This window comes from Mesorhizobium sp. M0626 (assembly GCF_040320665.1).
Lineage (GTDB): Bacteria > Pseudomonadota > Alphaproteobacteria > Rhizobiales > Rhizobiaceae > Mesorhizobium.
The window spans coordinates 88,559-108,237 of sequence record NZ_JAMYQD010000010.1; the positions used below are offsets into that span (position 1 = coordinate 88,559).

Consider the following 19,679-nt stretch of genomic DNA (forward strand, 5'->3'; position numbering starts at 1 on the left):
GAGCAAATTGTCCCGCCACAAATTCGGATTTCTAGTTGACGCAATCCCCAAGAAGAGGGCTGCGCGCTTCCCGAGGAAACGCAAGGCACTTTCCCTGGAATGGCTTAACCCGGATGCGTCATGTCCTCCGGCCGCACCAGCCGGTCGTAGTCTGCCTCGCTGACCAGCCCAGTGGCCAGTGCTTCCTCGCGCAAGGTGGTGCCCTTCTTGTGCGCGGTCTTGGCGATCTTGGCGGCATTGTCGTACCCGATCGTCGGCGCCAGCGCGGTCACCAGCATCAGCGAGCGGTCGAGCGCGGCTTTGATGTTGTCTTCGCGAGCCTCGATGCCGACGACGCAATTGTCGGTGAAGGAGATCGAGGCGTCGGCCAACAACTGCACCGACTGCAGGAAGTTGTAGGCCATCAGCGGGTTGTAGACGTTGAGCTCGAAATGGCCCTGGCTGCCGGCGAAGGTCAGCGAGGCGTTGTTGCCGAACACCTGCACGCAGACCTGCGTCAGAGCCTCGCATTGGGTCGGGTTGACCTTGCCCGGCATGATCGAGGAACCCGGCTCGTTTTCCGGCAGCGACAGTTCGCCGAGGCCCGAGCGCGGGCCGGAGCCGAGGAAGCGGATGTCGTTGGCGATCTTGAAGAGGGCGGCGGCCGCCGCGTTGATGGCGCCATGCGAGAACACCATGGAATCGTGCGCGGCGAGCGCCTCGAACTTGTTCGGCGCGGTGACGAAGGCAATGCTGGTAATGTCGGCGATGCGCGCCGCCACCTTTTCCGCAAAGCCGACCGGCGCGTTGAGGCCGGTGCCGACGGCGGTGCCGCCCTGCGCCAGTTCCTGCAGGCCGGGCAGCGTCATCTCGATGCGCTTGATCGAAGAGGCCACCTGCGCGGCGTAGCCGGAAAATTCCTGGCCCAGCGTGAGGGGTGTCGCGTCCTGCGTATGGGTGCGGCCGATCTTGATGATGTGGGCGAAGGCCTTCGTCTTGACCTCGAGCGCAGCGTGCAGATGCTTCAGCGCCGGCAGCAGATCGTGCACGATGCGCTCGGCGCACGCGATGTGCATGGCTGTCGGGTAGGTGTCGTTCGACGACTGGCTCATATTGACGTGGTCGTTAGGGTGCACCGGCTTCTTCGAGCCCATGACGCCGCCCAGAAGTTCGATGGCCCGGTTGGAGATCACCTCGTTGGCGTTCATGTTGGACTGCGTGCCCGAGCCGGTCTGCCAGACGACCAGCGGGAAATGATCGTTCAGCTTGCCGTCGATCACCTCTTGCGCCGCCTCGATGATCGCCTTGCCGACTGCCGGATCGAGCCGCTTCAACTCCATATTGGCTTCCGCCGCCGCTCGCTTGACGATGCCGAGCGCACGCACGATCGAGGCCGGCTGCTTTTCCCAGCCTATCCTGAAATTGCCGAGGGAACGCTGCGCCTGCGCGCCCCAGTAACGGTCGGCGGCAACCTCGATGGGGCCGAACGTGTCGGTTTCGGTTCTGGTCCTGGCAGCGGTCACTTGTCTCTCCGACGATCGAATTCGGCAACGGCGTATCGCGTTGCACAATGGCCTTCAAGCAGAGATTGCGGCCGGCAGGCAGTAAATCGGTTGAAGCAGTAGCGCCGCCCTTCGGAATCCTGCACCCTCCACTTTCGTGTGAAGGAAATTGCTCCTCAGTGCGGCTTGATCCCATAAAGTGGACGGAAACTTGCGGATTTAGCTCGATGAGATCATGTCGAGCTGGCGGATTGCTCTACGCAAACTTCCCCCAGGATCAGCAATGCGCAATTCACGTCTACCTACGAGCGACGCTGCCACACAAACTACCATCCGTGCCGGCGTCTCACTGGCAACAGCAGCGATGAGGTAGCTTATGCACTTGTCCTTCTGTTCAGTTTCCGTCCAAAATCCGGCATCGCATCCGGATCGAGCTTCGGATCGCGAAGCCGAGAATTTCAAGTCCACCCTGGGAGCGCCTCCACATGGCCTCGGAGTTTTCCAAGATGCATGGCGGCAAGGTCGAAGCCGTCTCCACGTCGCAAGTGACGCTCTTTGTCCTCCGTATTTTGCTGAAACGCGCCTGATCGCGGACCGTCAGCTCGGAACCTTTTTCCTCCAACGGCGCAGCTTTGTCCTGAGATAGGATCTATAGCCGAACGGAAGTGTTCGCCGTCCGGAAGGCGTGCTTGTCCGCGCCTCCAGACGCTGGCGCACGACGCTCATCAGTCTGCAGAACGCGGGTGTTTCCAATGATTGCACCCGTTTGACGAGATTGTCGGGCAATGGCTTTGAGCGCCAGTCGAAATAAGCCTCGTAGTCTTGCGGCGTTGCTATCAGGCGCTGGAGATAGGCTGCAAGATCGCTGGCGCTGGCGAAGGCACTGGCGTCAATAAAGGAGTGCTCCGGAACGAACTCGTCCACATTGGGAGCGCCAAGGTAGATCGGCACCGTGCCCGCCATGAACGCGTCATAGATTTTCTCGGTGACATAGTCGGCCTCGATCGAGTTCTCCATGGCCAGGCAGAATTTGTGCCGCGCAATGGTTTCGATCTTGGTCTTCGAGCCCAGATCGGGGCCAGAGACCGATCGGTTGTTGCGATATCGGCCATAAGAATCGATCTTGATGTGGCGCGCCAGTTCGTTCGCCAGATCGACACGGCCGCTATAATTCAGGCCGGCCGACTGGAAGAGTGCGACCGGCGCTTCTTCCGTTTTCGGCACGATTGGTCTGGCCAGCGCATCTTTCCACCACACCGCACGCGGAAGGTAGGGTACCCAGACATCGGACCGGGATTCATGCGTCATGATGATATCGAAGTGCCGCATGATTTTGGGGTCGGCAAGTCGCTTGTAGTTTTGGCCGCATTCCATCGACCAGGCGACCCAATATTGACCAGGGTATTTGTAGGCATCGCCAACTTCGCGAAAGTTCGGAATATGGAAGACGACTGCCGCGGCCTCGGAAATCCGTCGTTTGTCCAGTGTCCACCGCCCGGGCATTTCGCACTGTATCGACGCGATATCGACGGGTTTGCTGAAGAACGTTGTGTAGAAGAGGATCAGTGGATTGATAGACGGCATGGCACCACGAATGTCTGAAGCATTGCTCAATCTGCAGACAGACGCGGTATCGGAAGTTTGGTCAAGTGCTCCGCTTGTTCGAGGCCGAGGGCCATCCAAACGGTCACCCCGCCGTATACCCGCCATCGATCGCGAAAATGCCGCCGCTGGTCCACGCCGCCTCATCGCTGGCGAGATAGACGGCGATGCCGGCAAGATCGCTGGTCTGGCCGATGCGGCCGAGCGGGTAGCTGCGCTCGACATAGGTTTTCAGCTCGGCTTGCGCTGCCGCCGGCAGGTTGTCGATCGACTTGCGCCGCATGGCGGTGTCGACCGTGCCGGGCGCAATCGCATTGACCCTGATGCCGCGCGGACCAAGCTCGAAGGCCAGCGACTTGGTCAGCGAATTCAGCGCGCCCTTGGACAAGGAATACAGGCTCGACGGCCGCTTCGGGATCATCTTGTCGGCGAAGTAGGACGAGATGTTGATGACGGAGGCGTTGGCGCCGAGATGCGGCAGCAGCCGCTGGGTAAGGAAGAACGCCGCCGTCACATTGAGCGCGAAGGATTGCTGGAAGAGGTGCTCGGTGACGGTCTCGAACGGCACCAGATAGGCGACGCCGGCATTGTTGACGAGGATGTCGAGTGGGCCGGTTGCTTTCGCGCGATCGACCACGGCATCGATGCCGGAAGAGGTCGAGAGATCGGCCGACTGGGTGCCGACGTTGCCCTCCGCCGCAAGTGTCTCGCGGGCGGTCTCGAGCTTGCTGGTGTCGCGACCGACGATCAGCACGTCGGCGCCCTCGCGCAAGAAAGCTTCCGATATCGCCAGGCCGATGCCGTCCGAGCCGCCGGTCACCAATGCTCGTTTGCCAGAAAGTCTCATTGAAGGCCAAGTCGCATCGAATGCTCTCGCTGTTGCCCGCGTCACGAAGGCAATGCCGATCGGCGAGGGCGGTCAAGCCGCCGGCCTATCGCTCAGTATGAACTTCGGTTGGCCGCGTGCCGATCCGGTTACCGCAGCAGCGACTGCGACGTCGGCGTCAGGCGCAAGGTTTCGGTCCGCCAGGTCACATCGGCCGCTTGCCATTGGGGCGAAGCGGCAACTGCGGCTTCGTAACTGGCATGCGCCTCGGGACTGTTGAAACCCGTCACCGCAATAAAGACGTTTTCGCTCAAGCGCACCGGCAGGCGGGGAAAGCTGTTTTCGGCGTGCTCGGTGATGAAGGCGCCAAGCAACCGTCCGCCGACGCCGATAAGGACCGGAACGGCATCCGTTTCGAAATTGCCGGCGAAATCGGCTTCGGAGCCAGACCGCAGATGATGAATCTGGATGGCAACGATAGCGGTCAAGCGATTGTCTGCGCTCAGCTTTCCATCCGGCGGCATGGCGCCTCGCTGCGCGCCTGACAGATCGAAGCCGGCGCCTGGCCATGCCGGCTTCAAGAGCAGCACATCGTCGGAATCGATCATCGTCTCATTGGCGGCGTCGCGGTGCGCCGTCCACACCGGCCCGTCATAGAAGGCGGTGAGCGCCTGCTTCCGCGCTTCCATGCCCTCGAAGCCGCGCAGCCAGACGAATATGTCGGGGCGGTCGAGGTCGCGGAACTGTCCGATGATGGTCATGCCGGCGTGTTCCTGGCCTTCGATGAACCGACTGTCGAAGATGTCGATCAGCGTCTCGCGCCGGCCCGGCTTCAGCGTGTACTGCCGCAACTCGACGACAGGCGAAGCGAGCGGTTTTGCCGTTGCAGGCGCATTCAGGGGTACGGTCATTGTGTCGTCTCCAAAAAACAGGATGATCATCCGGTTTATAAAACAGATCGGTTGTCCTGTTTTGTCAATCTGCTATCGTTGGCAAATGTCAGCAGAGATTGCTCGGGCTCCGAAAGGGCCGCCGCGAAAACGCACCAACGATCCCGAAGGGCTGCGCAACAAGGTGCTCGATGTCGCCGAAGCGTCGTTCCAGGCGCGTGGCTATCATGCATCCGCTCTTGGCGAGTTGATGACGACCGCAGGCGTCAGCGGCGGCGCGCTGCATCATCATTTCCCGACGAAGAAGGCGCTCGCTCTGGCGGTGATCGAGGAGCGCGTGGCAGCGGCCCTCGATGAAACCTGGATCAACCCTGTACGGGCGGCAGGCTCGGCGCGCGAAGGCGTGCGCGCGGTATTCGAGGCGGTGGCGACCGAGCTTGAGCAGCAAGGCTTCGTGCGCGGCTGTCCGCTCAACAATCTGGCGCATGAACTGTCGCTCGCTGACCCGGATTTCCGCGCCGCTCTGGACGATATCTTTGCCGGATGGCGTCAGGCGGTTGCCGACAAGGTGCGAGCCGACCAGCAGTCGGGGAGGGAGCAGGGCACCGACCCCGAGCGCTTTGCGGCACTCGCCATCGCCGCCTATTCCGGCGCCATGTCGATGGCCAAGACGGCACAGGATGCCAGCGTGCTGCGCGATTGCCTGGCCGAACTTCAGGGCAGCTCAACGTCGCCATTCCCGAGCAGAGCGAAGCGGCGTAGCAGGATCCTGCTGCGGCCGGGAACACCTTGAGGCCGGAACTGCGCTGTTCTAGTTGGAAAGCGGCTTGATCGTCTCGTAACCGTTCACCGATTCCGCGCTGGTCCCTTCGTCGTAGCGCCGGGCGAGGGACGCTTGCAGATCGGGCGCATAAAGCGCGGTAAATGTGTCCAGCGTTTCGCCGGCGCCGTTCTTGAAGGTCTCCGTGACGGCCAGCACGTTGTATTTGCAGCCGCCGACACTGAACGTCTCCTTGCCCTTGACGACCAGGCTCAGCGTCTTGGTGCTCTTCGGCTGCTTGTTCGGCGACAGCTCGACGAATTCGATCGTGCTCTTGGCTCCCGTCTTCAGCGGAAACAGTTTTCGCAGATCGGAAAACGGGATCGTCGCCACCCGTCCGGTATCGCTGTCGCGAAACACTTCGACCAGGCCGGCAAACAGGAACTGTGTCTGCGGCGATTGCGATTCGTAGGTGTTGGCGACGGACACCATGCCGCCGGCCACCGGCCGAAACTCGCTGCGGACGCCAGGCATTTCCAGAACGAAGCCGGCCTTTGCCGATTTTGCGTCGACACAATCGGCGGCATGCACCGCAGCCGCCGGCAGCAACCCAGCCAGCACCACGCCTATCGAAACGGCTCTCATGAAATCCCCCTGTGCTTGTATTTGCCGCGCGCCAGCATGACCCAAGAAATGCCAGAGCCAGTGTACCGTGTCGACCTGCCATTCCTGGCAACTGGACGGTGGGGCGCCGGCTGTGCTGAATTTCAGGTCATGAATCGCAAGCTCGTCCTCTCCCGTCGCAATTTCCTCGCACAGGCAGCCGGCCTTGCCATGGCTGGCATGCTGCCGCGCGCCGCGCTTGGCCAGACCGGCAAGCGCATCCAGCCCATCGACGCCACCTTTCTGTTCATCGCCGATGTCCATGCCTGCCGCATGTCGAGCGGCCTCAGCCCCAACTGCCTGGAGGAAGGCAAGACCGATGCCGCGCTGTTGCGCAATGTCGCTGTCCTCAATGGCTTGGCCGGCCGGCAATGGCCAGTCGAGATCGATGGCGTTGCAACCCGCCTGCGTTCGGCCGGCAGCCGCATCGATGCGCCGCTCGGCCTCGTTGTCGGCGGCGACATCACCGACGATGGCGGCGGCCAGATCACCGAGCCCAGCGAAGGCACGCAACTGTTGCAGTTCAGCCAGCGCTATCAACAGGGCGTCGGTCCCGATCGCGTGCACATGCCGGTCTATGTCGGCCTCGGCAATCACGATCTCGACCAGAACGGCTCGCCGCCCCATGTCGACTGGTACCGGCGTGAATTGCGCGACTATGTCGAGATCAACCACCGCCCCGGCGTGTTCTTCAAGCCGCCGGTGCCGGCCACCGAATACGATGTCGACACCGACTGCTATTCCTGGGACTGGGGCGGCCTGCATCTCGTCCAGACCCACCGCTTTGCCGGCGACACCGGCCATGGCGCGGTGAGCAGCCTGCCGTGGCTGAAGCAGGATCTGGCGACCTACGCGGCGGATGGCCGTCCCGTCATCCTGTTCCAGCACTATGGCTGGGACACTTTCTCGGTCGAGCGCTGGGACCCGGCCAAGCGCACCTATGACGATGACGGCGCAGGCGCGCCGCATTGGTGGAGCGAGGCCGACCGCCAGGCGCTGCTGGCGGCGCTGAAGGGCTACAATGTCATCGCCATCTTCCATGGCCATCAGCACGAAGTGCCGATGATCTACAAGAGCGATGGCCTCGACCTGTTCAAGCCGAAGGCCGCCTATATGGGCGGCTTCGCGCTGGTGAGGGTAACCGGGGACTGCATGGACGTAGTGCTGGGCGAGGCGGCCGGCGACCACGGCGAGGTCAAGTTCACCAGCGCCTTCAGCAAGAGTCTCAGCCTCTGACAAGAAAAAGGCGGCCTTGAGCCGCCTTCCTCATTGCTGCAAGATCGAATCAGAGCGCCTTTTTGATCTTGTCCTTCACGTCGCCATAGACCTTCTGCACCTTGCCGGCGGTCTTGTCTGCAGTGCCTTCGGCCTGGGTCTGCCTGTTGCCGGTCGCCTTGCCGCCGGCCTCCTTGACCGAGCCCTTGACCTGCTTGGCCACGCCGGCAACCTGATCCTTGTTCACCATCTTTGCATCTCCTGGGATTCCGGGGATTCATTCGCAGGAGGCAAACGGGCCGGCTTGGCTTAGGTTCCCTGGGCGGCGATCATCGTCGCATCTGGTCGCTTATATGGTCGCCGAAACGCTTTGCCGCGTCGTATCGTGTGACTAGTGTGACGAAATTTTGGGGAGACCGCCTTGGCTGAATTTATGCTCATCATCGCCAACAAGTGCTTTTCGTCCTGGTCGCTGAGGCCATGGGTGGCGATGAAGCATCTGGAGATCCCGTTCGAGGAAGGTTTCGTGCGCCTGCGCACGCCCGAGACTTTTGCCGCTCTGGCGAAAGTCTCGCCCACCGGCCTTGTGCCAGTGTTGAATCACAATGGCAGGATTGTCTGGGAAACCCTTGCCATCCTTGAATATCTGGCCGACCTGTTTCCGGAGAAAAAACTTTGGCCGCAGGATATCGGCGCCCGCGCCTTGGCTCGCTCGGTGGCGACCGAGATGCATTCCGGCTTTCGCGAGGTGCGCTATGGCTGGCCGATGAATTTGCGCCGGCCGAAGGGCCACAAGCCGCTCGACGCCGAAGGCGAAATGCAGCGCGCGCGCATCGAAACGATCTGGCGCCAGTGCCGGGAACAATACGGCAAAGGCGGCCCCTTCCTGTTCGGTCATTTCACCGCGGCCGATGCCATGTATGCACCTGTCGTCACCCGCTTCGACACCTATGGCGGCAAGCTCGCGCCCGACACGCGCGCCTACGTCGACGCCGTGTTGGCAACGCCGGCGATGCGGCACTGATATGCGGAAGCAGCGAAGGAGACTTGGCCGGAACCCGGCCCGGACGAATAGGACCACTAATGACATCACGGTGAGTGACCGATGGCCAGCAATGATGGACCGCGTGAGACTACCGCGCCAACAATCTTCCACTGCCGGCTGATCCCGCCTCGGCCGGACTTCGCCTTCACCCTGACGGAGGAGGAGAGGGAGTTGATGGGCCGGCATGCCGACTATCTGCGCGGCAAGCTTGCCGAGGGCACCATGATCCTGGCCGGGCCGGTCGCCGACCCGGCCGGTCCTTGGGGTCTGCTGATCCTGCGTGTCGGCAGCGAAGCCGAGGCAAGAGCGGTCACCGACGGCGATCCGGTGTCGAGCTCCGGCCGCGGTTTCCACTACGAGATCCTGCCGCTGATCAGCGCGATCCTGTAGGCCGCCAGCGTGAGTTTAAGGAAAGTGTGAAACGGTTTTCCCCTGGGAATTGCGTCAGACAAGGGCACTTACAAGAACGCCTCTCGCACCGTTTAATGTGCGGGAGGCGTTCTTTTGCCAGCATTACCGAGATTGCTCTCTGAATTGCTGACACCACGGAAATGCGCCGGCTTGCGATTGGTTCCGGGGCGTGGAATATTTTTTGGAACGCCTTGAGCTCCGCCACCTCGTCAGTTGAGGCTTATGCCTCAGGCACCCTCAGGTTGAATTTGGGCTCCGGCCAAACCAGAAATTGACTCGGCGCTAAAAGAAGTCTATAAGAAACATGTCGATATTTGTTTGACCGACTTTTGTTATCCGCGCATGATGCGCGCCTTTGACGAACTTCCCCATCAAAAATCGAGACAAAACGCTGTTGTGCAGTCGCACGATGGTGAACGAATATTTGCCAGGGAAAGGGTTCTTCATGGCCACCGGCACAGTGAAATGGTTCAACGCCACCAAAGGTTTTGGTTTTATTCAGCCTGACGACGGCTCCGCCGACGTTTTTGTCCACATCTCGGCCGTAGAGCGCGCCGGCATGCGTGACATCGTCGAGGGCCAGAAGCTCGGCTACGAGATGACCCGCGACAACAAGTCGGGCAAGATGTCCGCCGACCAGTTGAAGGCGGCCTGATAAGGAATTCGGCCTTCCGGTGACCACGGATGTACTGGCACCGATGAAAGGCTGAAAGGAGCGCCTTGCGCATCCAACTGGATGCGCGGCGCTTTCATGGAAGGTCAGGCGGTGCCTGGCCTTTTTCATTTTGTGCGTCATGCCGCTAAAAGTGCGCCGCACGCCGGCCGGAACGTGCTAAGGGACGATCCAGCAATCTGAACCGCCCATACTGCCCCGCTGCCGTATTGCTTTGGTCGTAATCGAAGACCGCTCTCGCTCTATCGGCACCAGGCTCCCGACAGGAGAAAGTTTTGACCACTCAATCCAAGACTGCCGACCAGGCCGGCTCGCTGTTCAGCAAGACGCAAACCCAGTCGATGTCACTCAACCGCATCCTGTCCGAGCGTGATGCCGTCAGCGAGGCGCGCGAAGCCAAGACCGCGCGCTTGCGCGAACTGCGCAAGGAAAAGGAAGCCGACGACATGGCAGCGGCCGCAGTCCTTGCGGCGCTGCCGAAGCGGGCAGGCAAACGCTGATGGCCACCAAGCGCGTACCGCCGACGCCGATCGATGCCGATGCGACCATCGCGTCCATGGTCCCGGGCCTGGACAAGCCGGTCGAATATGTCCGCCGTGTGCTGGAAAAGCTCGAGCGCTGCAAGCGCGCGCATGGCGATGCCCAGGTGCGCGTCGGCGTGCGCGGCCGTGCCGAAGCTCCGAACTATCTGGTCGAATATGTCCGCGAGGACAAAAAGACCCAGGAGCGCGTGACCTACCAGGATGCCGCCTATAGCGGCAGCACGCATCGCGAACTGGCGGCGCACCACATTGCCGAGGCGAGGAACTGGTCGCCCGAGGAAATGAACATCACAGCGGTCTCGGCGCTGATCGGCCGCTTGCGCAATCCGCGCGCACCATCATCCCGCTTTTCCGACGAGGACTGACATGGCCATAAAGTTTTCCACCAAGGACCAGCCGGCAGCGCCGGCTGCTGCCACTGCAAAGCAGGCCAAGCCCGCTGCCGCGCCGAAGGCCGCCGAACCGTCGGCGACCGATCTGTTCGAGGCGCCAGCCGCCACGCCCAAGGGCAAGGCAGGCAAGAAGAAATAGCGCCTTGCCGCACCAAGCCGATCGCAATCTCGCAGCGCCTGGGCTGGTCGCGTTGGCCGCCAGGGATATCCGGTCGTCAAAACAGGACGACCAGCCGGTTTTCGATTGCCAGAGCTGCGGCGCCTGCTGTTCCTACTCGGCCGAATGGCCGCGCTTCTCGACCGAGGACGATGCGCAACTTGACCGCATTCCGGAAAAGTTCGTGTCCGCCGACCTGTCCGGCATGCGCTGCGAGGGCGTGCGCTGTTCGGCGCTTACGGGCGAGATCGGCAAGCGCACGGCCTGCGGCATCTACGAGATCCGCCCGGACGTCTGCCACGCCTGCATGCCTGGCGGCGACGATTGCCTGATGGCGCGCAAGGCGCACGGGATGCCAACGATCTAGCCGACGCCCACCTTGCCTCATCCCACATCCCCCGATAGCTTCCACCACGGGCAGGGCGTTGGAGGAACCATGAGCATCGAATTCCTGTTGACGTCGCTGATCGTCGTGGCTTCGCCCGGCACCGGCGTTCTCTACACGCTGAGCGCCGGGCTTTCGCGAGGCGCGCGCGCCTCGATCACTGCTGCATTCGGCTGCACGCTTGGCATCATCCCGCATATGGCCGCCGCCATCACCGGCCTGGCGGCGCTGCTGCACACAAGTGCTGTCGCCTTCGAGACGCTGAAATATCTCGGCGTCGCCTATCTCCTCTACATGGCCTGGAACACGCTGAACGAGAAGGGCGGCCTGAGCGTCGATGAAAACGCGGCACCCCGCTCGGCAGCCAAGGTCATCACCTCCGGTATCCTGATCAACATCCTGAACCCGAAGCTGTCGATCTTCTTCTTTGCCTTCCTGCCGCAATTCGTCAGCACGACCGAACCGAACGCATTTGCCAAGATGCTCGAACTCTCGAGCGTCTTCATGCTGCTGACCTTCGTCGTCTTCGTCGCTTACGGCATCTTTGCCGCCTCGATCCGCAGCCATGTCGTGTCGCGGCCGATGGTGCTGACCTGGATGCGCCGCACCTTCGCCGGCGCCTTTGTCATGCTTGGGGCCAAGCTGGCGCTTGCTGATCGATAGAACAGGATCTGGCAGGCATCGGCCTACTCTTCGTCGGTTCCGGATCCGGTCCGGATGCCTAGACGCCAGGCGGAGGGCGGAAGGCCGATCATCTTCTTGAAGGCGCGGCTGAACGCTGCCTCGGATTCGTATCCTATTTCAGCGGCGATGCTGGCCATGTTGCTGGAGCCGGCGCTGAGCAGCTCCGAGGCGATCTGCATGCGCCATTTGGCGAGATAATGCATTGGCGGCATGCCGACCAGCCTGGTGAAGCGTTCGGCGAGCACGCTGCGCGACAGCGCGGAGTCCTTCGCCAGCGCCTCCACCGTCCAGTTATGCGCCGGCCGGTCGTGGATCAGCGCCAGTGCCCTCGCCAGGTGCGGATCGCGCAGGCCAGCCAGCCATCCCGTGGTTTGTGGCGGCAGCGATTCCAAGTAACGGCGCAACACGTCGACAAACATCAGTTCGCTCAGTTTGGTGAGCACCGTTTCACTGCCTGCGCGCTTTTGCGCCACCTCCGTGACAGCCAGGTTGATGAACTGGCTGAGCCAGCCGCCATCGCCTTTGGCAGCTCCGGCCTTGATCACCGGCGGCAAAGCCTCGAGCAGTGGATTGAAAGGCTGTGCATCACAGGCGAGATAGCCGCAAACCAGCCTGGCCGAGGTCGCGCCGTCGCCGGCGCAGTTGATGTAAAACGGCATCCGGCCGGCTGTTGCGATGTCGAGAACGTCGGCTGTCGGCGGATCGGCGCGCAGCGCCGGATTGCTGGACATAATATGCGGGTCGCTCCTGGTGAAGACGACGACTTCGCCGGCCTCCAGCGCGATCGCTTCCTGGCCGACGATGCGCGCGAAGCAGCGACCGGCCGTTACCACATGGTAGGAGATCAGATGGTCCGCACCGGGCAGGATCTTCGGCAGGATGGACGATGGCGCCGGCGAGCAGACGGCCCACGGCTCGTGGCCCTCAATGTCAAAAAACGTCGCGCCGGTAAGGCGTACCGTCCTCAACAGGTCAGACAGAGCATCCCCGGCCATTCCGTTTCGTCCCGCACCCGGCTAGCCGGTCAGCCATCCCTTTCGAGTTCCGGACGCGCTGTCAAGCGAGGCGGACGCCGTATCATTCAGTTCGCGGCCAGAACTCCTAAACCTGCACCGGTGCTCAAGCGCTGCCGAGAGAGGGCGCTGAGTGCTGTCGAAACCAACCAGGGACAAATGTCATGACGGTACATAAGGGCGGGTGTTTTTGCGGCGCCGTGGAAATCGAAGTGCACGGAGCCGCCGAGGCAATGGGCTATTGCCATTGCGGTTCGTGTCGATCGTGGTCGGCGTCTCCCGTGAACGCCTTCACGCTGTGGAAGCCTCAGAACGTCAAGGTCACCAGGGGCGCGGAGTTCCTGTCCGGGTTCGAGAAGACCGAAATGAGCGATCGCCAGTTCTGCACGAAATGCGGTGGTCATCTGATGACCGTTCATCCGCCGCTCGGCCTGGTCGATGTCTATGCGGCAACGATACCAGGCGTGAAATTCACGCCTGGGGTTCACGTCAACTACGCTGAGACCGTGCTGCCGATGAAAGACGGGCTGCCCAAGCTCAGGGACTTTCCGGCTGAGCTCGGCGGCTCCGGCATCGCGGTGCCGGAATAAGGGCCCGGCCACTGCTCGCCATTTTTGACAACGACAATTCAAGACAGGAGATTGTTCATGGAAATCGCAACATTTCGCGCCACGCAGGAGCCGATCAAGGATCTCTATCGCAGGGATGCGAAGGCCGCGTTCCTCACCTTGAAGGCCAAAGGCGTCGCCGACGCGTCCACCGTCACCTGCCAGGTCGAGACCGGACGCGGGCTGGCGCTTGCCGGCATCCATCCGATGGCCGGGGGCAGCGGCCAGGAACTGTGCTCCGGCGACATGCTGCTGGAGGCGCTGATCGCATGCGCCGGTGTCTCGATGCGCGCGGCGGCGGCCGTGCTCGAAATTCCGATCAGGTCCGCCGAAGTTTCCGCGGAAGGTGACGTCGATCTTCGCGGCACGCTCGGCGTGACTGCGGGTGTTCCAGTCGGCTTCAAGGAAATCCGCTTGCGGTTCGACATCGACACCGACGCTCCCCAAAGTCAGCTCGACCAACTGCTCGAACTCACGGATCGCTATTGCGTGATCTTCCAGACCATCCAGAACAGTCCCAGCACCACGGTGAAGCTGCACCGCGTCATCCAGTGACCAGAAAACCGGCCCGGAAACTCGACTTGAGCGAGATTCCGGGCTGGGAACGGGAGTGCCGGGCAACGCTTCTATCCTTTGACGTAACCCATCGCCTCGACGATCAGCTCGTCCGCGACACGCATCAGGTTGACGCCGCGGATGGAGTTGCCGTCGGCCATGAAGTAGCGCCAGCGGATCGTCGCCCGTTCACCGGCGACGAAGGTTTCCTCGAGGTCGAAGCGCGTGCCGGGCTGGGTGGCGATCGCCGACCATAGGTCAATGCACGCCTCTTTGCCGGCATGGCGGGCGCCGTCCGGCGCCGGCACGGTGTTTTCGATAACGCAATCCTGCGCCACCAACTCGGCAAGCGCGGACGGATCGTGCAGCTGGAACACATCGTTGAAGCGATGCATGATCTCGGCCGTCTGCCGGGACAAATCATTCCCGGCTGCGTCCATGATAAGCTCCTGTTTCATCATATTCTCCCGGTTTCATTGATCTTTGACGGCTTTGACCAGCACGGCCTTTAGGGTGATCTGAGGCACGCCGGCCAAGGCGCGCGAGACGAGGCAAGTCGCCTTGGCCGACTGCGCCAGGCGTTCGAACTCGTCTTCGGCGAGATCCGTGACCTCCGCCTCCGTTTCGAGCTCGATGCGGGTGATCGTCGGCCCGGCGGCGGTCGCGCCGAGATGCACCTTGGCGACGGTGCGGATGGTGCGGGCGACGTGGCCTTCCTGGCCGAGGATGAAGGTCAGCGCCATCGAGAAGCAGCCGGCATGTGCTGCCCCGATCAGCTCTTCGGGATTGGTGCCCGGACCGTTCTCGAACCGCGACGGAAAGGAATAGGCGCCTTCGAAGACGCCGCTGCCAAGCCGCAGACGGCCGCCGCCTTCCTTCAGCGTGCCTTGCCATTCTGCGGAAGCTTCACGGATGGTCATGGTCGTTCTCCTGGTTCGGGGTTGAAAAGCGGGCAATTGGGTCAGGCGCAGTCGATGACAACCTTCCCGAACACGTCGCCCTGCTGGAAGTGGCGGTACGCTTCGGGGGCTTCGGCAAAGGGGAAGACCCTGTCGACAACGGGCTTGAGGCGATGCTGCGACACGGCGCGCAGCATGGCCTCGAGATTGCTGCGGCTGCCGACGAACAGGCGGCTGATGGTGGCGAGGCTGCGCTGATAAAGCGCTGCCGGCATCTCGATCGATCTGCCACTGGCGTCCTGCAGCGTCAGCAGCACGATGTGTCCATAAAGCGTGCTGGCAATCAGCGACTGCGCGAAGGTGGCCGGGCCGCCGGTTTCGACGACGAGGTCGATGCCGCCTGTCTGCTCGCGCGCCCAGCCGCCCCATTCCGGTATGTCGGTGCTGGAGACAACGAGGTCGGCGCCCAGCGCCCGCAGCCTGTCGGCCTTCTCCGCGCGCGATGTGATGGCGACAACCCGGCAGCCGAGCAACTTGGCGAACTGCAGAGCAAACAGCGAAACGCCACCCGAACCGATGGTGAGAACCCATTGACCAGGCTTCGGAATCCGGGTCCCGGTCACCGCGTTCCAGGCCGTCACGCCGGCGCAGGTCAGCGTCGCCGCTTCGTGCCAGCTCAGATGATCGGGCAGTCGCGCCGCCCATTGTTCGTCGAGCACGGCAAACTCAGTCAGCATGCCGTCAAGCGTACAGCCGAGCTGGTCGATCAGACCGGCATTGATGCGGCCATCGATCCAGCGGGCGAAGTAGCTGCCGGTGACGCGGTCGCCGACGGCAAAACGGGTGACGGCATCGCCGATTGCGACGACGTCACCGGCTCCGTCGCTCAGCGGCACGATGCCTTGCCGCGCCGGCAAGGGATAGGTGCCGCCAAGGATCATCGTGTCGCGCCGATTGAGCGAGGCGGCGCGGACTCGCACCACGATCTCATGCGGTTTCGGTTCCGTCCGCGCCTCGTCGCGCATCGCCAGGGATTCGGTTCCACCAAACCCTTCGAGACGGTAGCTGCGCATGTCACTCTCCTTAATAGTATATAGACTGATCCACATATTATATAGACCGATTGTCATATTCTTGGCAAGGCCTATAATGCGTCACTGCTGACAGAGGTTGACATGGCCAACGACACCCGCACCCGCATACTCGAGACCACAGGCCTGTTGCTCAGGCAGCGCGGTTATCACGGCACCTCGCTCAACGACATTCTGGGCGCCAGCGGGGCGCCGCGCGGCTCGCTCTATTTTCATTTCCCAGGCGGCAAGGACCAACTGGTCATCGAGGTGACGCGCAACAGCGTTGCCGACGTCACGAAAAGGCTGGGCGAAGCACTGGCAGCCGAGAGCGATCCTGCAGTGGCCGTCCATCACATCTACCAGTCGGTCGGGCGCATGCTGGAGGACAATGATTTTTCGCTGGGTTGCCCCATCGCGCCGGTGGTGCTGGATTCACCCACCGATGTGCCGGAACTGGCGGAACTCTGCCGATCGGCTTTCGAGCAATGGATCGGCTTGCTGCGACAGGCCTTTGTCAGGGCAGGAGTGCCCGAACGCCGGGCGCATGCCCTGGCACTGCTGGTCGAATCCTCGCTGGAAGGGCTGATGGTGATTGCGAGGGCCACCCGCGATCGTGGCCCGGTGCTGGTGGTGGCCGACGAGGTGGCGGCGCTTGTCGAGCAGGCGGTGCTTGCAGGCAAGGTTGCGCGGCAGGCGGACAGCGCCGCCTAACCATCCGCTTTCCAAAACAAAAAGGGCGCCTCTCGGCGCCCTTTCCGTATGCATAAGCCGGATAGCTTGGATTAGAAATCCATGCCGCCCATGCCGCCCATGCCGCCGCCGCCCATGCCGCCAGGCATGCCGCCGCCAGCAGACTCCTTCTTGGGAGCCTCCGCGATCATGGCTTCGGTGGTGACGAGCAGGCCGGCGACCGAAGCCGCGTCCTGGAGAGCGGTGCGAACGACCTTGACCGGGTCGACGATGCCCATGGCGATCATGTCGCCATACTCGCCGGTCTGGGCGTTGTAGCCGTAGGTCGCGCCCTTGTTGTCGAGGATCTTGCCGGCGACGATCGAAGCTTCAGCACCTGCGTTCGAAGCGATCTGACGGGCCGGAGCCTGCAGTGCACGACGAACGATGTTGATGCCGGCAGCCTGGTCGGCATTGACGCCGGTGACCTTGATGTTGGCCGAAGCGCGCAGGAGAGCGACGCCGCCGCCTGCAACGATGCCTTCTTCCACGGCCGCACGGGTCGCGTTGAGGGCGTCATCGACGCGGTCCTTCTTTTCCTTGACTTCGACTTCCGTCGCACCGCCGACACGGATCACCGCAACGCCGCCGGCGAGCTTCGCCAGACGTTCCTGCAGCTTCTCCTTGTCGTAGTCCGACGTGGTCTCTTCGATCTGCTGCTTGATCTGGGCAACGCGGCCCTGGATCTCGGCCTTCTTGCCTGCGCCGTCGACGATGGTGGTGTTCTCCTTGGAGATCGACACCTTCTTGGCGCGGCCGAGCATGTTGAGGCCGACATTCTCGAGCTTGATGCCGAGGTCTTCCGAGATGACCTGGCCACCGGTGAGGATGGCGATGTCTTCCAACATGGCCTTGCGGCGGTCACCGAAGCCCGGCGCCTTGACGGCGGCGATCTTCAGGCCGCCGCGCAGCTTGTTGACGACCAGCGTGGCCAGAGCCTCGCCTTCGACGTCTTCCGAGATGATAAGAAGCGGCTTCGAGGTCTGCACGACGGCTTCGAGAACCGGCAGCATGGCCTGGAGGTTGGACAGCTTCTTCTCGTGCAGGAGGATGTAGACGTCCTCGAGCTCGGCAACCATCTTGTCGGCGTTGGTGACGAAGTAGGGCGAGAGATAGCCGCGGTCGAACTGCATGCCTTCGACGACTTCCAGCTCGGTCTCGGCGGTCTTGGCTTCTTCAACCGTGATGACGCCTTCATTGCCGACCTTCTGCATCGCTTCGGCGATCATGGCGCCGACCGACTCGTCGCCATTGGCCGAGATCGTGCCGACCTGGGCAACTTCCTCGGAGGTCTTGATCTTCTTGGCAGCCTTGCCGAGAGCCGCGACGACTTCGGTGACGGCCAGATCGATGCCGCGCTTCAGATCCATCGGGTTCATGCCGGCGGCAACGGCCTTGTGGCCTTCCTGGACGATCGACTGCGCCAGGACGGTCGCGGTCGTGGTGCCGTCGCCGGCGATGTCGTTGGTCTTCGAAGCAACTTCGCGGACCATCTGCGCGCCCATGTTCTCGAACTTGTCTTCAAGCTCGATTTCCTTGGCGACGGTGACGCCGTCCTTGGTGATGCGCGGTGCGCCGAACGACTTGTCGATGACGACGTTGCGGCCCTTGGGGCCGAGCGTGACCTTCACCGCGTCGGCGAGGATGTTGACGCCGCGCAGCATGCGCTCGCGGGCGTCGCGGGAGAATTTTACGTCTTTAGCAGCCATTTTTTAGCTCCTGGCAGGGGGCTTGCGATCAAGCCCGAAATTCAGTTGACGGTGAGGCCGATAATCAGCCGATGATGCCCATAATGTCGGATTCCTTCATGATCAGAAGGTCTTCGCCATTGAGCTTGACTTCGGTGCCCGACCACTTGCCGAACAGGATGCGGTCGCCGGCCTTGACGTCCAGCGGGACCAGCTTGCCGGCTTCGTCGCGAGCGCCGGAGCCGACAGCGATGATCTCGCCTTCCTGCGGCTTTTCCTTTGCCGTATCCGGGATGATGATCCCGCCGGCGGTCTTGGATTCGGATTCGACCCGGCGTACGACCACGCGGTCATGAAGCGGGCGGAACTTCGACTTTGCCATTTTTTCTTCCTCGAATGAGAACGGTGAGAGCTGTTCCTCGATCCGGCGGTGCCGGATGTGCGTTAGCACTCACCTGTGGAGAGTGCTAACGTCGCGCTGAAATAAGCGCGTGGCTTTCGAGAGTCAAGGCGCGCGGTGAGCACAATTGTGCCAATTGGAGCCGTGCCGCGATCCGACGGCAGACCCTATCGGCGCCGCGGCGATTCAAGCACCAGAAGCGGACAGCGTTCAGCCAGCCCATAGGTCCCTGTCGGCGCGAGGCGGACACGGCCGAAAAACCGGCTCGCCTCTTCGACCAGCGTCGCCGCCGGGGCGAAACTGTAGACAGTCTGCGAATTCGCATAGACATCGATGGTGCCGATGACCGGCACCTCCCATCCGGTCGTCGCGGCAAGGGCCTCCCGGTCGGCAAACAGCGCATCGAAGGCATCGAGGATCGCCCGCACCGGAATGGCGCGGTCGGGATCGCTGCCTGCACAAGCCATGGCAATGCGCCATTTGAGTTCGTGGAAGGTCGCGACACCACCGGAAAGCGTCAGCGCCCGGACCTCCTGCAGATCATCCTGTACCTGAGGACTTGCATAGGCGCGCAATGCAGCCCGCCCACCGGACTTCAGCACACGCGCGATCTCGGCAAGCAGCGCCTGCCGTGCAACCGAGGAGTCCAGCGCCGACAGGCAGCCGTCGCCGATCACCGCCCCGGCGCTTTCGTCGCCCAGCGGCAACTCCAGCCAGTTGCCGATCACCGCCTTGCGTGAGGCGGTATCGCCCGGCCAGATGCCCGATATCATGGCAGTGGACTCGTCGATCGCGAGCATGGTCCTTCCGAGGCCGGCAAGCTCCGGCGTGACCCCGAGCAGCACCACATCGACTGATTGCAGGCTAAGTTCGCGCTCATAGGCGGCGACAGCTTCCGGGGGCGGACACAGCGGCGACCCGAGAAGCCGCCAATGACGGCGAATTGCGTCCCAATGCTCAGTCATGCGGAACGGTTTGGGGAAAGGCT

Annotated in this window: 26 protein-coding genes; 13 read left to right on the plus strand and 13 right to left on the minus strand. The window is 62.4% G+C overall.

What is annotated here, in order from left to right; genetic code table 11:
• Positions 1-104: 104 nt before the first annotated feature.
• The 4 genes from fumC to NKI37_RS14370 all read right to left on the minus strand — a co-directional run bounded on the left by fumC (position 105) and on the right by NKI37_RS14370 (position 4,820).
• Positions 105-1,502 (minus strand): class II fumarate hydratase, encoded by a 1,398-nt coding sequence (fumC, locus tag NKI37_RS14355; protein ID WP_352790303.1) that lies wholly within the window; start codon positions 1,500-1,502, stop codon positions 105-107.
• A gap of 576 nt (positions 1,503-2,078) precedes the next feature.
• Positions 2,079-3,191, minus strand: a complete 1,113-nt coding sequence (locus NKI37_RS14360) for a glycosyltransferase family 10 domain-containing protein (protein ID WP_352790306.1) — start codon at positions 3,189-3,191, stop codon at positions 2,079-2,081.
• A complete protein-coding gene (locus tag NKI37_RS14365) occupies positions 3,169-3,930 on the minus strand; it encodes an SDR family oxidoreductase (protein ID WP_031246519.1) in 762 nt (253 codons plus the stop codon). Before NKI37_RS14365 ends, NKI37_RS14360 begins: the two co-directional genes overlap by 23 nt.
• Positions 3,931-4,058: 128 nt before the next feature.
• Complete coding sequence (locus tag NKI37_RS14370) at positions 4,059-4,820, minus strand: NIPSNAP family protein (protein ID WP_352790309.1); 762 nt, start codon at positions 4,818-4,820, stop codon at positions 4,059-4,061.
• A gap of 85 nt (positions 4,821-4,905) precedes the next feature.
• On the opposite strand from NKI37_RS14370, the gene NKI37_RS14375 reads away from it, so the two are divergent.
• Positions 4,906-5,592, plus strand: coding sequence for a TetR/AcrR family transcriptional regulator (locus NKI37_RS14375; protein ID WP_352790311.1), 687 nt, complete (start codon positions 4,906-4,908; stop codon positions 5,590-5,592).
• Positions 5,593-5,610: 18 nt separating this feature from the next.
• Here NKI37_RS14375 and NKI37_RS14380 read toward each other — a convergent pair whose 3' ends face one another.
• Entirely contained in the window at positions 5,611-6,204 is a 594-nt protein-coding gene (locus NKI37_RS14380; RefSeq protein WP_023671496.1) for a hypothetical protein, read from the minus strand.
• A 129-nt stretch (positions 6,205-6,333) separates the two neighbouring features.
• Between NKI37_RS14380 and NKI37_RS14385 the strand changes: the two genes are divergently transcribed.
• A complete protein-coding gene (locus NKI37_RS14385) occupies positions 6,334-7,458 on the plus strand; it encodes a metallophosphoesterase (RefSeq protein ID WP_352790313.1) in 1,125 nt (374 codons plus the stop codon).
• 49 nt (positions 7,459-7,507) lie between these two features.
• Here NKI37_RS14385 and NKI37_RS14390 read toward each other — a convergent pair whose 3' ends face one another.
• Positions 7,508-7,687 (minus strand): CsbD family protein, encoded by a 180-nt coding sequence (locus NKI37_RS14390; protein WP_023671498.1) that lies wholly within the window; start codon positions 7,685-7,687, stop codon positions 7,508-7,510.
• 171 nt (positions 7,688-7,858) lie between these two features.
• Here NKI37_RS14390 and NKI37_RS14395 point away from each other — a divergent pair, with 171 nt between their 5' ends.
• The 8 genes from NKI37_RS14395 (at position 7,859) to NKI37_RS14430 (ending at position 11,705) form a co-directional block, all read left to right on the plus strand.
• Complete coding sequence (locus NKI37_RS14395) at positions 7,859-8,461, plus strand: glutathione S-transferase family protein (RefSeq protein WP_352790315.1); 603 nt, start codon at positions 7,859-7,861, stop codon at positions 8,459-8,461.
• Between the two features lie 81 nt (positions 8,462-8,542).
• Positions 8,543-8,872: a YciI family protein gene (locus tag NKI37_RS14400; RefSeq protein WP_023824496.1), complete on the plus strand. Its 330-nt coding sequence runs from the start codon at positions 8,543-8,545 to the stop codon at positions 8,870-8,872.
• Between the two features lie 466 nt (positions 8,873-9,338).
• Entirely contained in the window at positions 9,339-9,548 is a 210-nt protein-coding gene (locus NKI37_RS14405) for a cold-shock protein (protein WP_023671502.1), read from the plus strand.
• 293 nt (positions 9,549-9,841) lie between these two features.
• The gene (locus NKI37_RS14410; protein WP_023689917.1) at positions 9,842-10,066 is read left to right on the plus strand and encodes a hypothetical protein; all 225 of its coding nucleotides are present in this window, start codon (positions 9,842-9,844) and stop codon (positions 10,064-10,066) included.
• On the plus strand, positions 10,066-10,473 hold the full coding sequence (locus tag NKI37_RS14415) for a hypothetical protein (RefSeq protein WP_023671504.1): 408 nt from the start codon (positions 10,066-10,068) through the stop codon (positions 10,471-10,473). The genes NKI37_RS14410 and NKI37_RS14415 overlap by 1 nt, the downstream gene beginning before the upstream one ends.
• Before the next feature lies 1 nt (position 10,474).
• Positions 10,475-10,639: a hypothetical protein gene (locus NKI37_RS14420; protein WP_023671505.1), complete on the plus strand. Its 165-nt coding sequence runs from the start codon at positions 10,475-10,477 to the stop codon at positions 10,637-10,639.
• 4 nt (positions 10,640-10,643) lie between these two features.
• The gene (locus tag NKI37_RS14425; RefSeq protein ID WP_023684310.1) at positions 10,644-11,024 is read left to right on the plus strand and encodes a YkgJ family cysteine cluster protein; all 381 of its coding nucleotides are present in this window, start codon (positions 10,644-10,646) and stop codon (positions 11,022-11,024) included.
• A gap of 69 nt (positions 11,025-11,093) precedes the next feature.
• A complete protein-coding gene (locus NKI37_RS14430; RefSeq protein ID WP_023671507.1) occupies positions 11,094-11,705 on the plus strand; it encodes a LysE family translocator in 612 nt (203 codons plus the stop codon).
• Between the two features lie 23 nt (positions 11,706-11,728).
• On the opposite strand, the gene NKI37_RS14435 is transcribed toward NKI37_RS14430, so the two are convergent.
• Positions 11,729-12,721 carry an AraC family transcriptional regulator gene (locus NKI37_RS14435; RefSeq protein WP_023697711.1) on the minus strand — a complete coding sequence of 331 codons (993 nt, stop codon included), beginning with the start codon at positions 12,719-12,721 and terminating at the stop codon, positions 11,729-11,731.
• A gap of 182 nt (positions 12,722-12,903) precedes the next feature.
• On the opposite strand from NKI37_RS14435, the gene NKI37_RS14440 reads away from it, so the two are divergent.
• Both NKI37_RS14440 and NKI37_RS14445 read left to right on the plus strand, forming a co-directional pair.
• Entirely contained in the window at positions 12,904-13,329 is a 426-nt protein-coding gene (locus NKI37_RS14440; protein ID WP_023734267.1) for a GFA family protein, read from the plus strand.
• 57 nt (positions 13,330-13,386) lie between these two features.
• Positions 13,387-13,902, plus strand: coding sequence for an OsmC family protein (locus NKI37_RS14445; RefSeq protein ID WP_023684308.1), 516 nt, complete (start codon positions 13,387-13,389; stop codon positions 13,900-13,902).
• Positions 13,903-13,973: 71 nt separating this feature from the next.
• Here the strand turns inward: NKI37_RS14445 and NKI37_RS14450 are convergent, their stop codons facing one another.
• From NKI37_RS14450 to NKI37_RS14460, 3 genes are read right to left on the minus strand one after another with little or no spacing between them, the layout of a single operon-like run.
• Positions 13,974-14,360 (minus strand): nuclear transport factor 2 family protein, encoded by a 387-nt coding sequence (locus tag NKI37_RS14450; RefSeq protein ID WP_023828901.1) that lies wholly within the window; start codon positions 14,358-14,360, stop codon positions 13,974-13,976.
• A 15-nt stretch (positions 14,361-14,375) separates the two neighbouring features.
• Positions 14,376-14,822 carry an OsmC family peroxiredoxin gene (locus tag NKI37_RS14455; protein ID WP_023689922.1) on the minus strand — a complete coding sequence of 149 codons (447 nt, stop codon included), beginning with the start codon at positions 14,820-14,822 and terminating at the stop codon, positions 14,376-14,378.
• Positions 14,823-14,863: 41 nt separating this feature from the next.
• Complete coding sequence (locus NKI37_RS14460; protein WP_023689923.1) at positions 14,864-15,874, minus strand: zinc-dependent alcohol dehydrogenase family protein; 1,011 nt, start codon at positions 15,872-15,874, stop codon at positions 14,864-14,866.
• Positions 15,875-15,976: 102 nt separating this feature from the next.
• Between NKI37_RS14460 and NKI37_RS14465 the strand changes: the two genes are divergently transcribed.
• Positions 15,977-16,585 carry a TetR/AcrR family transcriptional regulator gene (locus NKI37_RS14465; RefSeq protein ID WP_023697706.1) on the plus strand — a complete coding sequence of 203 codons (609 nt, stop codon included), beginning with the start codon at positions 15,977-15,979 and terminating at the stop codon, positions 16,583-16,585.
• Between the two features lie 71 nt (positions 16,586-16,656).
• Here the strand turns inward: NKI37_RS14465 and groL are convergent, their stop codons facing one another.
• From groL to NKI37_RS14480, 3 genes are all read right to left on the minus strand, one after another.
• Entirely contained in the window at positions 16,657-18,312 is a 1,656-nt protein-coding gene (gene groL, locus NKI37_RS14470; RefSeq protein ID WP_023709705.1) for a chaperonin GroEL, read from the minus strand.
• Positions 18,313-18,376: 64 nt separating this feature from the next.
• Positions 18,377-18,673 (minus strand): co-chaperone GroES, encoded by a 297-nt coding sequence (gene groES / locus NKI37_RS14475; RefSeq protein WP_006203049.1) that lies wholly within the window; start codon positions 18,671-18,673, stop codon positions 18,377-18,379.
• 185 nt (positions 18,674-18,858) lie between these two features.
• Positions 18,859-19,656 (minus strand): class I SAM-dependent methyltransferase, encoded by a 798-nt coding sequence (locus NKI37_RS14480; protein WP_352790319.1) that lies wholly within the window; start codon positions 19,654-19,656, stop codon positions 18,859-18,861.
• Positions 19,657-19,679: the final 23 nt, after the last annotated feature.